Genomic DNA, 12,816 nt, shown 5'->3' with positions numbered 1-12,816 from the left:
GTTGTTTAACTAACGGTTGCAAGAGTTGAAGATTCAGCTGCCATTTTGGTAGCTTTTTATTATTCGACTAACGTAAGCGGGTTAGCTTAAGAAGAAACCATAATGAGCATTTGAATAAAGTTATAAATTAAACACAAAATGAAAAGGGAAATGAATACCCTAATATAAACAAGATGAAATGTAGGAGTGAAAGTATGGATAAAAACAAAGGGAAAACACCAAATGTTTCAGGAAGTTTTCAAGTGATTGAAGATGACCGAAAAGAAACTATTGAGGAATTGAGAAAAGACAACAAACTAGATGAAGAAACGGAATACTACGCACGAGTTTTTATGGAAGAATAGGCGTTTCTTTCAACAAGTGGATTGTAATACAAGAAGAGCTGGCTGATATTGCTAGCTTTTTGTTATTCAACTAAAGGGGCTTAACAATGTAATTCGCACCACATCAACTAACGGGTACAGGTTAATTGAATAAGTTATAAATTGAATAGCTTAGGTTATACAGCATTTCGTTATCATACAGGAATGCTTTTTATTTTTTTAAAAAATTAAAGGATATATCTATAACAAGGATAATATAATTAAAACCAATAAGTTTTTATTGATAATCAATAAATTTTGTTTTAGAATCAATTTAAAATTAATTAAGTGAGGTGCTTTTATGAAACAAGTTACGACACTCGTTTTAAAGCTAGCTGTTATTTTTATAGGAATCCTAGTTCTTGCATTGTGCATGTTTTTAGTGCCCCATATGGCGAATTTCGCAGCAAAATTGTATCCAAATATTGCCCCAATGAAATATCTCGTTTTCATCGTGATGTATGGAGCGGCTGTGCCTTTTTACTTTGCTCTCTATCAGGCTTTCAATCTTTTACGGTACATTGACGAGAACACAGCGTTCTCGGAATTATCTGTAAAGGCGTTAAAGAACATAAAGTGCTGTGCGATTACAATCAGTGGTTTGTATGTATTAGGTTTGCCACTCTTTCATTTTATAGCAAAGAAAGTTGACCCTCCTATTGGATTAATGGGACTCATCATCATTTTTGCTTCGTTGGTTATCGCCGTTTTTGCTGCTATCCTCCAACGGCTTCTACAAGAAGCGATTAACATAAAATCAGAAAATGATTTGACGGTCTGAGGTGGAGGATATGGCAATTATTATTAATATAGATGTGATGTTAGCAAAACGAAAAATGAGCGTAACGGAGCTTTCTGAGAGGGTTGGAATTACTATGGCGAACCTTTCTATTCTAAAAAACGGGAAAGCAAAAGCGGTTCGTTTTTCAACATTAGAAGCGATATGTAAAGCTTTAAATTGTCAGCCAGGTGATATTTTGGAGTATAAAAGTGACGAAGATACTGAAGAATCATAGACAACAAATTTTTCATTAACGGTTAGCTTTCATTCTATAAGTCAATATAGAAAAATGCTCAGAGTTATGCCCTGAGCATTTTTTGTGTTTATTATTGTGTTCAGGTCGTCCAAGAGACGAAAGAGATAAAAAGTCTATTTACTTTACTGACCCAGACGGTCATAAGTTTGAATTTCATACAGGCACTTACTATCCGGGCAGGTTTATTGAGTAACAAGGGCTTAAATTTTATTTATTATTAAATATTTTATATAGTGGGGATAATACAATTTAAAATTACACAAATTTAGCATGTTGACAAAAAAAGGGGACAAAACAAGATGAGTAAAGCACTAAATTTACATAGAAGTGCAATAGACATGTTGATGGCGACAAGCCGGACCTTCTTTATTCCTATTAGTCATCTACCGTCAGGATTACAAGAAGCTGTTACATCCGCTTACTTATGCATGAGAGCTATTGACGAGATTGAAGACCACCCCCAACTCCGATTGGAAACCAAACATAATCTATTACGTTCAATCAGCCTGCTCTTGAAAAAGCCCTTCAATAATAAGGAGTTAATGGCTTTATTTCACCCATACAACTCTCTCCTTCCGGAGGTTACCTTACGATTTGGCGATTGGATAAAGCTTTGTCCACCAACAATTGTAGCGAGCATTTCGAATGCCACATCTACTATGGCGAAGGGGATGGCGGACTGGGCTTTAAAAGAGTGGCGGATTCAGGATGAAGAAGGTTTGAATGAATACACATTCTACGTTGCAGGTTTGGTAGGAGTCATGCTCTCAGATATTTGGAAGTGGTACGATGCTGTTGAAACGGACAAGGATCTAGCTATAGCCTTCGGTCGTGGCTTGCAGTCTGTAAATATTCTTCGCAATCGTGCTGAAGATTTAGAACGAGGTGTGGATTTCTTTCCTAATGGATGGGAGTTAGAAGATATGTTTATGTACGCCCGACGTAACCTAGCATTGGCTGACGTTTATTTGGAGGATATTAAACCCGGTCCGATCCTTAATTTTTGTAAAATCCCGATAGCTCTTGCTCATGGTACACTTGATACTTTAACAGAGGGGAAGGAAAAAATGAGCAGGGCTACCGTAATTGAAATAGTTAGTCGAGTAGTAGATAGAAAATAAGATTCCACAATTTAGAGATAAATTTTTATATGTGTACTTGTTGCACTAACGGGTGCTAGAGTTAAACATAGGGTTGCTGCGGCAGCCTTTTTTTATTGAGCTAACGGAGCAGTTTAGTGTAACAACAATACAATTTTTTTACGGCGATGAAAATTGTTAACAACATCATTATATATCAAAAGTGTTACATCCAAGATGGATGAACAGAGAGATTTAAAATATGCTAAAATAGTGATCAAAGTTATTTTGATCACTATTTTAGTTTCAAATTTCCAATGTCTTCAATTCAATTTATAATTAAATACCAGAGCAATGATCAATATGAGTTTCCTAAATTATGAATGATAGGTTTCTCTGTTTAGATTCACAATATCTTTATGTGAAAATCTAGCTGAAAACTTCTCCATTGCCTTATCCCGTAGGAATGGGGCTTTTTCTTTATTTGCCTTTTTTAATGCTTCCGTTAGTTCCTCTTTTGTTAGTTCTGTGCAGTATGCAGGAGTTCCTGGCTGTTGTCTCCATGAATCACTTAAAGAACCACTATCTACTGCGTCGAAGCCTAGCTCGTTTATTACGTCCATGATTATTTGTTTTTGTGATAGGTTATTACCAGCAATCGCCATGGCAATGCGTCCACTAGGAACTTCGGGGGTTCCTTTATTTTCTAAAGTATAATCTAATTGATTGTTGAAAGCTTTAATAATAGGTCTACCTAATTGATTTGAAACCCAAACACTTTCAACCATCCCGTTCTCAATTTCTTCAATTTTATTGTCTCTAAAAGGGTAATAATTTGAAGTGTCTACAACGATTACTTCATCTCCAGCTTTATCTACAATGTTGCGAATGCTTGGAATCACATGAAAAGGGAGAGATATTATAAGAACATCAATATTTTTTATTACATCTTCTACACTCACAGGTGTTCCAACAATCTTTTTTCCTTCTAAACGATCAATTCCTCGAGCATCTGCAATTTTGACATCATGTCCATTCGTAACTAATTTTTTAGAAATAATTGACCCTATCGTTCCTGCACCTATAATTCCAAATTTCATAATTGTTCCTCCTAAATATAATTTTGTTCGATTATGATTTAATATCAGCTATGGAATTTTCCAATTGCCTCAACACGAAATTGTCTACATTCCTTTTTTGCAAGCATTAAGGTAATTGAGTGTTTTGGTTATAAATAATATAATGAACTCATTACTCTTACTTTTGAAGTAGGCAATAAAAAATGATATAGTACACTTTTTTGTACTTTATGGTAGAAAAGGGATGTAAGTATGGCTAGAATATGCAAGGATGGATTTGAAAAAGAGTTTATTAAGGAGCAAAGAGACGTTTATGGTATTGCGTATACCCAAAATATGCTTTCAGGACGCTGGAAGTATCTTATTCTTTGGTTTTTAAAAACAAAAGAACGTCGTTATAGCGAAATTAAAGCTTTTTTATGGGACATTTCACAAGGTTCTCTTACAAAACAGTTGAGAGAATTAGAAACAGATGGATTAATTAAACGAGAGGTTTTTCCTGAGGTACCTCCACGTGTTGAATATTCATTAACAACTAAAGGGCGTGAATTTATCCCAATACTTGATATGATGGAGAATTTCGGCAAAAAATTCGGGGAGAAACCTGATGGAAGAAAGACTTAATTATCACAAGATCTTAGCCAGGTACTTTATTTAGCATTTCCAAGTAAACATACCAATTGTTGATCTTGGAATAATCTCCCTAAATAAGTGCAAGATAATAACGATTAATTGGTGGAGGTTATTAGTGTGCTTAACAAAAAAGAGAAGTTAACATCGTTATTTTGGATTGCTATACTTGGCTTAATTTTAACAACGATATATTCAGTAATCCTTGGTATTTTAGGATATAGGACAATGAACAGGATCGATTATATTTACAAACAGAATAAACCAAGATCAAAAAATAGTTAATAAAGAGTGACTGAGAAGTCGCTCTTTTTTATTCCTTCTTTAAATAACGAAGCAGTTTACTTGTGCGAAATGTTCCTGATTTAAATTGAGATTGGTCACAATCTTCAGGTAAAGGTCAGGCAGTTCCTTTCGGAACTGAAGGGTTATATCGAAGAATCAAATGATGGGGTAACGCTCTGAAACTTTGGAGCCGAGTGATGTTTTGGCTACTGGTTCAGTTTCTGGTAGTTGTCCAATGAAGTCAGGCGACATCGTACCTGTTGAAGTAGAGAATATCGGTAAGCTATGTAATTATGGGTTTTATTCATTTTGGACTAATTCTAAACGTAAGAAAAATAAAAGGAAGGAAGTGGAGAGAATGAAACGTCAAAGGACTTTTTTTATTATTAAAGATCTGATTTTTGAAATCCAGAAACGAGAAATTACACTAAAGCAAATCAGAGTAGCACAGGTTAAAATTGAAAATGAGGAATATAAAGAACTGAGAAAAAAATTCGATGAAGATGTTTTTCATATAGAAAAAAAACCGGAAGGATGGTTTATAACACAGAAAGAGTAAACCCCACTCTATTTTGATGAATCAGGGGAAGGATTAGAATATTTTTCCTTATACAATGCATACTAAAAACATAATTTATAGCAAATGCAGAAAGGGACGGAGTTGATGTTTTATTTTCTTAAGTTTTTAAGAGGAAAGCGCTCTTCTCAGTTCCATCAAACAAAAAATAATTCTAATCTTCAGAAAAAAAACATGAAAGATGATGTCCTGGACTCTGATTTATCCCAAAATACAGAGATTCTCCAACTGCTATTTTCTCAAGCACCGGATTTAGTGATTCGTCGCTTTCCCATCGCCGCGAGTAAAACGGAGGCCGCTTTGGCGTACTTGTCCGGTTTGACGAATAAAGATGCAATCCATAATTATGTTCTAAAGCCATTGATGCATAGTTCCTTCGATCCTAATAAGGAACTGCCAGTCACAATAGGAGAAATCGAAATGGTCTATACGTGGGGGCAGATCGAAAATGCGATTCTAGGAGGAGATAGCGTTTTATTGTTAAACGGGCAAATCACCGGGTATCAATTAGATACAAAAGGGTGGCCGCAAAGACAGCTTAATAATCCTCAAAATGAAATGTCTCTAAAAGGTGCTAGTCAAGGATTTGTGGAAACAGGGAGTCAAAATATTGCCCTAATCCGCAGGTATATTCCCCATCAGGAATTAATCTTAAAAGAGATGAACGTCGGTATTCGAGGGAAAACAAAGGTTTCCCTTTTATATTTGAGAGATGTGGCTTCTAAAGATGTACTAAGAGAACTGGAAACGCGGATTCAAAATATTACAGTAGACGCGATCATTAATACCGGCGAACTTATCGAGTTCATTGAAGATAATCCCTATTCGCCTTTTCCGCAAATGATGTTGACGGAAAGACCTGATACAGCTGTATCTCATATTCTTCAGGGAAGATTTGTGATTATTATGGATCATTCTCCGAACGTATTGATTGCTCCGGCAAACTTTATGTCCTTTTTTCAGGCTGTGGATGATTACGGTACCCGTTGGTTAGTTTCTTCATTTATCCGAGTCTTGCGTTTTTTAGCCTTTATGATTGCCTTATTTTTGCCCGCCATTTACGTCGCCTTTATTTCCTTTAATTTTGAGGTCATCCCGATGGAACTTTTGCTTACGGTTGCAGAATCAAGGATTCAAGTTCCGTTCTCACCCTGGATGGAAGCTGTGATTATGGAAATGATCCTGGAATTGATGAGGGAAGCGGCATTAAGGCTGCCGACTCCAATCGGTCAGACTATTGGCATTGTGGGCGGTATTATCATTGGCCAGGCAGCTGTGCAAGTGGGAATTGTCAGCAACATTATGATCATCGTCGTTGCCGTTACAGCCATTGCTTCTTATAACATCCCTAATTATGATATGAGTTCGTCCATCAGACTGTTAAGATTTCCTATGATGTTATCCGCTGCCATGTTTGGAATTGTAGGGATTGTAATCGGATGGATGACCGTAGTCGGCCATCTGACTAGTCTTGAATCACTAGGCACGCCTTATGGAACTCCTCTGGCTCCTTTCCGATTTGCCGATATGAAAGATGCGTTTCTACGCTTCCCTTTATGGGCAATGAAAAGCCGCCCTAAAGGCACAGGAGCGATTCCAACCATTCGACAAGGGCGAAATCGTACGAAAAGGTGAAACGATGAAAAAATATACCTATAATGAAATCACTCTCATGCAGTATATATTTTTGATTAATGGAACACAGGTGGGAACTGGGGTCCTGTCCCTCCCGCGTATACTTGCGGAAAAAGCAGGTACCGACGGTTGGATCGCTATACTAATTGGCTGGGTCTCCTCCGTGGCTGCCAGCATTTTTTTAGTTAAAACGGGGGAAAGATACCCTGATGACACGCTTTTCGAAATTCTTATACGTCTATTCGGAAAAATAGTGGGAAAAGCCGCCGTCATCGTTTACATGATGTACTTTGCTTTCTACGCTTGGGCCGTTCTTGTGAATGGCAGTCTATATATCAAAGCATGGTATCTGCCTAAAACCTCAAATTACATCATTTTACTGTTATTTTCGATTCCCACCTTATTGGTAGTCCGTAACGGGGTTCGCGTTTTAGGCAGATACTCCGAGCTGTCTTTTTACATGGTGATGTGGATTCCTCTGTTTTTCTTGGTACCGCTAAGGGATGGAAATTGGCTCCACCTTCTTCCGGTGCTTAAAGAAGGGTGGGAACCAGTAATATCCGCTGTGCCGACCACTGTTTTTTCCTTTTTGGGATTTGAAGTCGCGTTCTTCTTGTACCCCTTTTTACAAAAAAAGCAACATGCGGTTCTCGGAATCACGATTGCGAACACCTTAACGATGTTGTTTTATGTATTTGTAACGATTGTCTGCTATGTCTATTTTAGCCCCGATGGGATTATCGAATTTAATCAGCCCGTATTGAATTTACTTAAACTAATTGAGTTTCGCTTTTTGGAGCGTTTTGACATGGTTTTATTGGCTGTATATCTGATTGTTGTTTCAACAGCCTGGATGCCTTGCGTATTCCTTGCTGCCTTTTGTTCTAGTCAATTGCTTGGAAAACAGGATCACAGCCAGCACGTCATTATTTTATTATTAATCATTATTGGATTGGTCTATTGGCGTGATCCTACTTGGATTGAATCGGAAAAGTGGCAGCAATGGGTTGCCAAAGGAGGGCTGCAATTGGCATTCGTAGCTCCTCCCTTTTTATGGATCTATAGCTGGATATATGAAAAGTTCCGTCGGAGGGTAAGCCAATGAAAAGGAAGATACTACTCTGCCTATCACTTGTGGCTATGATGATGACCGGATGCGCGGACCAAATGAATGTTGAAGATGTCACTCTGACACTTATTCTAGGTTTAGATTTGGATGAGGAGGATCATTTAGTGGTGTACATGTCCAGTCCGGTGTTTAATAAAGAAGCAAAGGTAAAAGAGGAGAAGGTCGAGGTGAAAGCTGTTACGGTTCGAGATTCCAGGGAACTGTTTGATACGACGGTAATGGCTTTGACATCAGGAAGCAAAACGCAATTAATCCTAATTGGGAAAAAGCTGCTCAAACGAAAAAATTGGATTGATTATATCGATCCTTACTACCGGGACCCCAAAAATACGGTAACCACAAGAGTTGTCGCCGTAGATGGGCCTGTTTCAGACGTCATTTTTTTTAGACCAAAAGATAAGCCGCGTCTTCCTTTGTATTTGGCAAATTTAGTGGATACGGCCTACAGAAGAAATGTCACTATAAAAACCACCATTCAAGAATTTCATGAGCAAACAACGGAAAAAGGGATGACAGCAAGCATCACCGAAATGAAAAAAGACCACAAAATCATGTTGACCGGCACGGCTCTGCTGGATGAACAGAGCAGATATAAGTTAAGCATAAAACCGCATGAAAACAAATTATTACGCATCCTGCAGGATAAAACACAAGGTGATTTCCCATTTACCATTTCAGTCCCTTTGGAATCGAATGGACGGGATAAACATTGGATCAGCTTTAGTACGCCGAACGTCAAGGTAAAAACAAAGGTAAGGTATAACGGTCATTTTATTTTTGACACAGACGTAAAAATGAGAATTGCCATTACAGAACGGCTTTTTCCATTCAATGTAAGGAAGGACACAGCGAAACTACAAAAGAGTATAGAAACGGAACTGCAAGCAGATTTCGAGCGCTTAATAAAGAAAACGCAAACCGCCACCATTGACCCGTTTGGATTTGGGATTTATGCCAGAGCCTATACGTATCCAGAGTGGAAAAAAGTCCAAAATCAATGGGGGAAAGCCTTTTCGAAGGCTGATGTAAACGTCAATGTACGTGTAACCATTGCCGGGATGGGAACGATTAAGTAACACGGGCCAATGATGTTCTACCATGAAATAAGTTTCTTCAAGAGAAGAAAAATGACAAAACTTAAAAAGATCCTGCTCAATCGATAAAAAAAGAGGAGAGCGATTTAATAAGTCTATGGATTAGGGTTGACTGGATTAAGGTCAGTAACAGAATTGACACTTCCTAACCATTTTTATTCTCTGTGGTGCAGCACTGATTTTGTGCTGCAGAGATGGCTAACGGGTGAAATTCTTTAAGATGGAGAAATGCTCTTTTTTGTTAAAGAACAAATTTAACATCACCAATTTTACCGATTAGGTGTTTTAATTTACCTAGACAGCAGGAAAAGAAAAACAAAAAATTACCTTGATTGAATCACGATAGTTATTGCTTGTTCGACTCACGGTTCATAGAGTTAAAATTCGGAGCTGCTTTTATGGGCGGCTTTTTCTTATTGGACTAACGGATGCGATAGTTTAACAAGAAAAAATAATAATAAGATTTAGTTAGAGGAATGTTATAAAAAACATATCAGAAGGAAGTTGATTTATATGGATAATAAAAAGACATTCGCTTTAGCGATGTTAATCGTTCCTTGGCTAACTGTTCCTTTCATGGGGAAAAAATCATTTTTTAGGTTTTTACCTGTAGCAAGTTTTGTAAATTTATTCATAAGTGTGTTAAGTGTAATTGCTAATAAGAAAAAATGGTGGGTAAATAAAAATCCTTTATCTCCCGGTTTTGTTGATTTTACATATATATTAGGTCCTTTTTTTGTAGTCACACTATGGGTATTTAAACTAACATACGGCAGTTTTCTTAAATATTTAATGACAAATATAGTAATAGATGCCATTTGTGCTTATCCTTTTGCGCAAATATGGGAAAAAGCAGGAGTATTTAAATTTAAAAAGTTGAATCATACTATATGGTATTTTATTTGTGTGTCTTTAGCAATTATTATTTATGGATATCAGTATATAGTGGAAAAATCGATTAATAAAAATCAAAACGCGGTTTAAAGAAATACTTTATAGTATGTTACTACATCTTTTTGTGAAATTAAGGATAAGTAATCTATCTAGGCAAATGACATCAAGAATTGCCTTATTAAATTGAAAACTTAATTTTTATAGGGGGTAAGAAAAATGGGTGAACCCCAAAGAAATGTTATTGTGGAGTATAGATGAGGTTGGTGGATTAAAGGTCTTTTTATCAGATGGTTATAAATTAGAAGCATTTCCTGATAGTTCAGAAGACGATGAACAAGGTGAACACTGGAGGTTCTTTCACCGAAAAAAGGTTTGAACTTCAACATTGTGAAGATATGTACTTAAAGTAACGGGTTCTTTAGTGTAAAAAAGGGTTGCTGCGGCAGCTCTTTTTCTTGTTCCACTAACGGACAGCATTCCTGTAATGAAGAAATATGAGGTTTAAACATAAAAAAGCCCCTTGGAATGATATGAGTGTCCAAAGCTTGGAGGCAAAAAGGACAACAAACACATATACCAGGAGGCTATTCAAATGAATTAAAACCAAAATAAATAGATTGCTCAAATTACTTCTCAACCATTAATTATAGGTGTTGATATTGCCTGAAAACAATTTCAACTTTAGTCCCCGATAACCCCTTTAACCAATCGGATAAATTTATCTTATGGAAAGGTGACATTACGCAATTAAATGCAGATGCCATTGTCAATGCTGCTAATAAATACATGTTAGGTTGTTTTCAGCCTTTACATGCCTGTATAGATAATGCTATCCATTCCGCCGCAGGTCCACAACTAAGAGAAGATTGCGAAACAATTATGTCCATTCAAAAGGAATTGGAGATGACTGGAGGGGCAAAAATTACAAGTGGCTATAATCTTCCCGCAAAATTTGTTTTGCATACAGTTGGACCCTTTGTTCCAAAAGGAACAGAACTAACGGAAAAACAAAAGGCAGAATTAGCGTCCTGTTTCCAGTCCTGTTTGGAACTTGCCAATTTTAAATAGGTGTAATAAACAATCGCTTTTTGCGCGATTTCAACTGGAGTGTTTGGATTTCCAAAGCCAGAGACAGCTAAAATCGCAGTAAAGACAGTTAATGATTGGTTAAATACACATTCCAATCATTTTGAAAAAATCATATTTAATGTGTTTAGTGAAGGAGATTACAAGGAATACATCAATGTCTTTGAACCGAGGAAATAGGAACTTACCCCTAATTTTCTAAATTTACGATAGACTTAACAAAGAGGTGAGTTCCAATGAGAATTGAAACAAAAGAAATACTTTCAAAGAAGATTCTTACTGAAGCCAAAGGTTATTTAGATGTTGGTTTTACACATTCATTGAATCCTTACAGTGGTTGTGCGTTTTCCTGCCTCTACTGCTACGTAAGGGAAATGCCCATTCAAAGATTTAAAGATATTTCATGGGGTGAATGGTTGGACATAAAAACAAATGCAGCAGAAAATTACCGAAAAGAAATCATAAAACTTCGCAAGAAAATGAATCCTGTTAACATTTTTATGTCTTCTGCAACAGATCCCTATCAACCCATTGAACGTAAAGCAGAAATTACAAAAGGGATATTAGAAGAAATGATTGAAAATCCTCCTGACTTTCTTCAAATCCAAACACGAAGCCCACTTGTCACTAGGGATATTGATTTGTTAGTAAATTTGAAAGAAAAATGTAAAGTTCTTCTATCCATGACCGTTGAGACAGACAGGGAAGATATTAAGCAAATATTTGCTCCATATGCACCTGGTATTAAATTAAGGTTAAATGCCTTAAAACAAGTTCATGCTGCAGGAATATCTACTCAAGCTTCTATATCACCAGTTTTACCATTTACCCCTGATTTTCCAAAAGCATTGGATGGAATCGTGGACCATATTTGGATTGATACACTATCCATTGGAGATGGTGCAATGGGCAAACGTTCAGAGAGATTAGGAATGCCAAATTTATTTGAGCAACATGGATTAACTCAGTGGTATGAAAAAAATCTACATGTAAAGGTGGAAAAATATTTTAATAAATCTTTTCCTAGTCAAATCATACGGGTTTCTAAAAATGATGCTTTCCTAAGATAAATAGAAATATAAGTTTAGGTTTTTTCTCAATGATTAGCCGGAACTTTTAAACACACTTCAATTTGAAGCTTGTAAATTTATTATAAAAGGAGTTGTGTCCGATTGAATATTAATTCAATCTTGCACAGCTCTTTTTTAATTATCTATGCTTGTGGATTAGAAACGATACTCAAGGAAAAACTACACCTGTTCAAATCTTGCTATTGGGTGTGCCTTAAAGTGGGCTGAAAATGGAAAAGTTAATTCTTTTGAAAAGCACTACTTATGAAGGCAAGCCAGGTGTATGGATTAATTTCAATACTCCACTTGTGAGTGCTTATTTAATTTAATGAAGGAGATGTTTCAATATGGCAAAGAACAGGAACCATACACAAGAAACAAAACAGATTACAAGTAAAGAAACAGTTATTGAGAATACGAATGCAGAACAGGATGAAGCAATCCAAGAAACTGCTAATGAGACTGCACGGGAAGTCGGTAAAGAGGTGTAGAAGAAGTTGGGGGGCATCTGCCACAGTAAAAGAAGTGACTAGGAGGGCTACAACTCCTTCTCTGATCAATTTCGAAATTATGAATCCAATTTTTTTAAAAACTTAAAAATGAAGGATTTATTTTTGTTATTCAAGTAAAAAGATTTTTATCAAAAAAAGTTTTAGTCATTTATTGTTTTAAGGATGTAAGTTTACTTTTCGGAAGTCATGGTTTTCCTGAATTTATTGGAGTAGCGGTAGTGGCACTTCTTCATTTTTGGAAGAAAAATATGCTCCTTTCGATAGCTGGGGGAACGATTGTCTACATGATTATGGTTCAAATGTTTTTTTAATCAAATTGAAATCATTCAATAAATCAAAGGGGTGGG

Annotated in this window: 14 protein-coding genes and 2 pseudogenes; 15 read left to right on the top strand and 1 reads right to left on the bottom strand. The window is 36.4% G+C overall.

Annotated elements, in window-relative coordinates; translation table 11 throughout:
- The first annotated feature begins 194 nt into the window (after positions 1-194).
- From ACSU6B_RS18175 to ACSU6B_RS18160, 4 genes are all read left to right on the top strand, one after another.
- Positions 195-344 carry a hypothetical protein gene (locus tag ACSU6B_RS18175; protein ID WP_214997700.1) on the top strand — a complete coding sequence of 50 codons (150 nt, stop codon included), beginning with the start codon at positions 195-197 and terminating at the stop codon, positions 342-344.
- A 319-nt stretch (positions 345-663) separates the two neighbouring features.
- Complete coding sequence (locus ACSU6B_RS18170) at positions 664-1,143, top strand: DUF2975 domain-containing protein (protein ID WP_410887372.1); 480 nt, start codon at positions 664-666, stop codon at positions 1,141-1,143.
- Positions 1,144-1,153: 10 nt separating this feature from the next.
- Positions 1,154-1,378, top strand: a complete 225-nt coding sequence (locus ACSU6B_RS18165; RefSeq protein WP_410887370.1) for a helix-turn-helix domain-containing protein — start codon at positions 1,154-1,156, stop codon at positions 1,376-1,378.
- Between the two features lie 320 nt (positions 1,379-1,698).
- On the top strand, positions 1,699-2,520 hold the full coding sequence (locus ACSU6B_RS18160; RefSeq protein WP_410887368.1) for a squalene/phytoene synthase family protein: 822 nt from the start codon (positions 1,699-1,701) through the stop codon (positions 2,518-2,520).
- 335 nt (positions 2,521-2,855) lie between these two features.
- Here the strand turns inward: ACSU6B_RS18160 and ACSU6B_RS18155 are convergent, their stop codons facing one another.
- Positions 2,856-3,578, bottom strand: coding sequence for an NADPH-dependent F420 reductase (locus ACSU6B_RS18155; protein ID WP_410887366.1), 723 nt, complete (start codon positions 3,576-3,578; stop codon positions 2,856-2,858).
- Between the two features lie 231 nt (positions 3,579-3,809).
- Here ACSU6B_RS18155 and ACSU6B_RS18150 point away from each other — a divergent pair, with 231 nt between their 5' ends.
- The 11 genes and pseudogenes from ACSU6B_RS18150 to ACSU6B_RS18100 all read left to right on the top strand — a co-directional run.
- Complete coding sequence (locus tag ACSU6B_RS18150) at positions 3,810-4,181, top strand: winged helix-turn-helix transcriptional regulator (RefSeq protein WP_410887364.1); 372 nt, start codon at positions 3,810-3,812, stop codon at positions 4,179-4,181.
- A gap of 475 nt (positions 4,182-4,656) precedes the next feature.
- Positions 4,657-5,031: a hypothetical protein gene (locus ACSU6B_RS18145; RefSeq protein WP_410887362.1), complete on the top strand. Its 375-nt coding sequence runs from the start codon at positions 4,657-4,659 to the stop codon at positions 5,029-5,031.
- A gap of 105 nt (positions 5,032-5,136) precedes the next feature.
- Complete coding sequence (locus ACSU6B_RS18140) at positions 5,137-6,684, top strand: spore germination protein (RefSeq protein WP_410887360.1); 1,548 nt, start codon at positions 5,137-5,139, stop codon at positions 6,682-6,684.
- Positions 6,685-6,688: 4 nt separating this feature from the next.
- The gene (locus ACSU6B_RS18135) at positions 6,689-7,789 is read left to right on the top strand and encodes a GerAB/ArcD/ProY family transporter (protein ID WP_410887358.1); all 1,101 of its coding nucleotides are present in this window, start codon (positions 6,689-6,691) and stop codon (positions 7,787-7,789) included.
- The gene (locus ACSU6B_RS18130) at positions 7,786-8,889 is read left to right on the top strand and encodes a Ger(x)C family spore germination protein (protein WP_410887356.1); all 1,104 of its coding nucleotides are present in this window, start codon (positions 7,786-7,788) and stop codon (positions 8,887-8,889) included. The genes ACSU6B_RS18135 and ACSU6B_RS18130 overlap by 4 nt, the downstream gene beginning before the upstream one ends.
- A gap of 531 nt (positions 8,890-9,420) precedes the next feature.
- Entirely contained in the window at positions 9,421-9,891 is a 471-nt protein-coding gene (locus ACSU6B_RS18125; RefSeq protein ID WP_410887354.1) for a hypothetical protein, read from the top strand.
- Between the two features lie 130 nt (positions 9,892-10,021).
- Positions 10,022-10,177: a hypothetical protein gene (locus tag ACSU6B_RS18120; protein ID WP_410887352.1), complete on the top strand. Its 156-nt coding sequence runs from the start codon at positions 10,022-10,024 to the stop codon at positions 10,175-10,177.
- A gap of 287 nt (positions 10,178-10,464) precedes the next feature.
- Positions 10,465-11,067, top strand: a pseudogene (locus ACSU6B_RS18115) (macro domain-containing protein).
- 56 nt (positions 11,068-11,123) lie between these two features.
- On the top strand, positions 11,124-11,957 hold the full coding sequence (locus ACSU6B_RS18110) for an SPL family radical SAM protein (RefSeq protein WP_410887350.1): 834 nt from the start codon (positions 11,124-11,126) through the stop codon (positions 11,955-11,957).
- A 347-nt stretch (positions 11,958-12,304) separates the two neighbouring features.
- Complete coding sequence (locus tag ACSU6B_RS18105; protein ID WP_410887348.1) at positions 12,305-12,448, top strand: hypothetical protein; 144 nt, start codon at positions 12,305-12,307, stop codon at positions 12,446-12,448.
- Positions 12,449-12,606: 158 nt separating this feature from the next.
- A pseudogene (locus ACSU6B_RS18100) lies at positions 12,607-12,780 on the top strand (branched-chain amino acid transporter permease); the annotation flags it as partial.
- Between the last annotated feature and the right edge of the window lie 36 nt (positions 12,781-12,816).

It is taken from the genome of Neobacillus sp. C211, assembly GCF_051842875.1.
GTDB lineage: Bacteria > Bacillota > Bacilli > Bacillales > Cytobacillaceae > Neobacillus.
The sequence above is the reverse complement of the archived record's forward strand: the minus strand, read 5'-3'. Positions and strand labels throughout refer to the sequence as shown.

What these genes read in the sequence shown, in the direction of transcription:
- ACSU6B_RS18175 (WP_214997700.1), top strand. Translation starts at nt 195, where the DNA reads ATGGATAAAAACAAAGGGAAAACACCAAATGTTTCAGGAAGTTTTCAA.
- ACSU6B_RS18170 (WP_410887372.1), top strand. Translation starts at nt 664, where the DNA reads ATGAAACAAGTTACGACACTCGTTTTAAAGCTAGCTGTTATTTTTATA.
- ACSU6B_RS18165 (WP_410887370.1), top strand. Translation starts at nt 1,154, where the DNA reads ATGGCAATTATTATTAATATAGATGTGATGTTAGCAAAACGAAAAATG.
- ACSU6B_RS18160 (WP_410887368.1), top strand. Translation starts at nt 1,699, where the DNA reads ATGAGTAAAGCACTAAATTTACATAGAAGTGCAATAGACATGTTGATG.
- ACSU6B_RS18155 (WP_410887366.1), bottom strand. Translation starts at nt 3,578, where the DNA reads ATGAAATTTGGAATTATAGGTGCAGGAACGATAGGGTCAATTATTTCT.
- ACSU6B_RS18150 (WP_410887364.1), top strand. Translation starts at nt 3,810, where the DNA reads ATGGCTAGAATATGCAAGGATGGATTTGAAAAAGAGTTTATTAAGGAG.
- ACSU6B_RS18140 (WP_410887360.1), top strand. Translation starts at nt 5,137, where the DNA reads ATGTTTTATTTTCTTAAGTTTTTAAGAGGAAAGCGCTCTTCTCAGTTC.
- ACSU6B_RS18135 (WP_410887358.1), top strand. Translation starts at nt 6,689, where the DNA reads ATGAAAAAATATACCTATAATGAAATCACTCTCATGCAGTATATATTT.
- ACSU6B_RS18130 (WP_410887356.1), top strand. Translation starts at nt 7,786, where the DNA reads ATGAAAAGGAAGATACTACTCTGCCTATCACTTGTGGCTATGATGATG.
- ACSU6B_RS18125 (WP_410887354.1), top strand. Translation starts at nt 9,421, where the DNA reads ATGGATAATAAAAAGACATTCGCTTTAGCGATGTTAATCGTTCCTTGG.
- ACSU6B_RS18110 (WP_410887350.1), top strand. Translation starts at nt 11,124, where the DNA reads ATGAGAATTGAAACAAAAGAAATACTTTCAAAGAAGATTCTTACTGAA.
- ACSU6B_RS18105 (WP_410887348.1), top strand. Translation starts at nt 12,305, where the DNA reads ATGGCAAAGAACAGGAACCATACACAAGAAACAAAACAGATTACAAGT.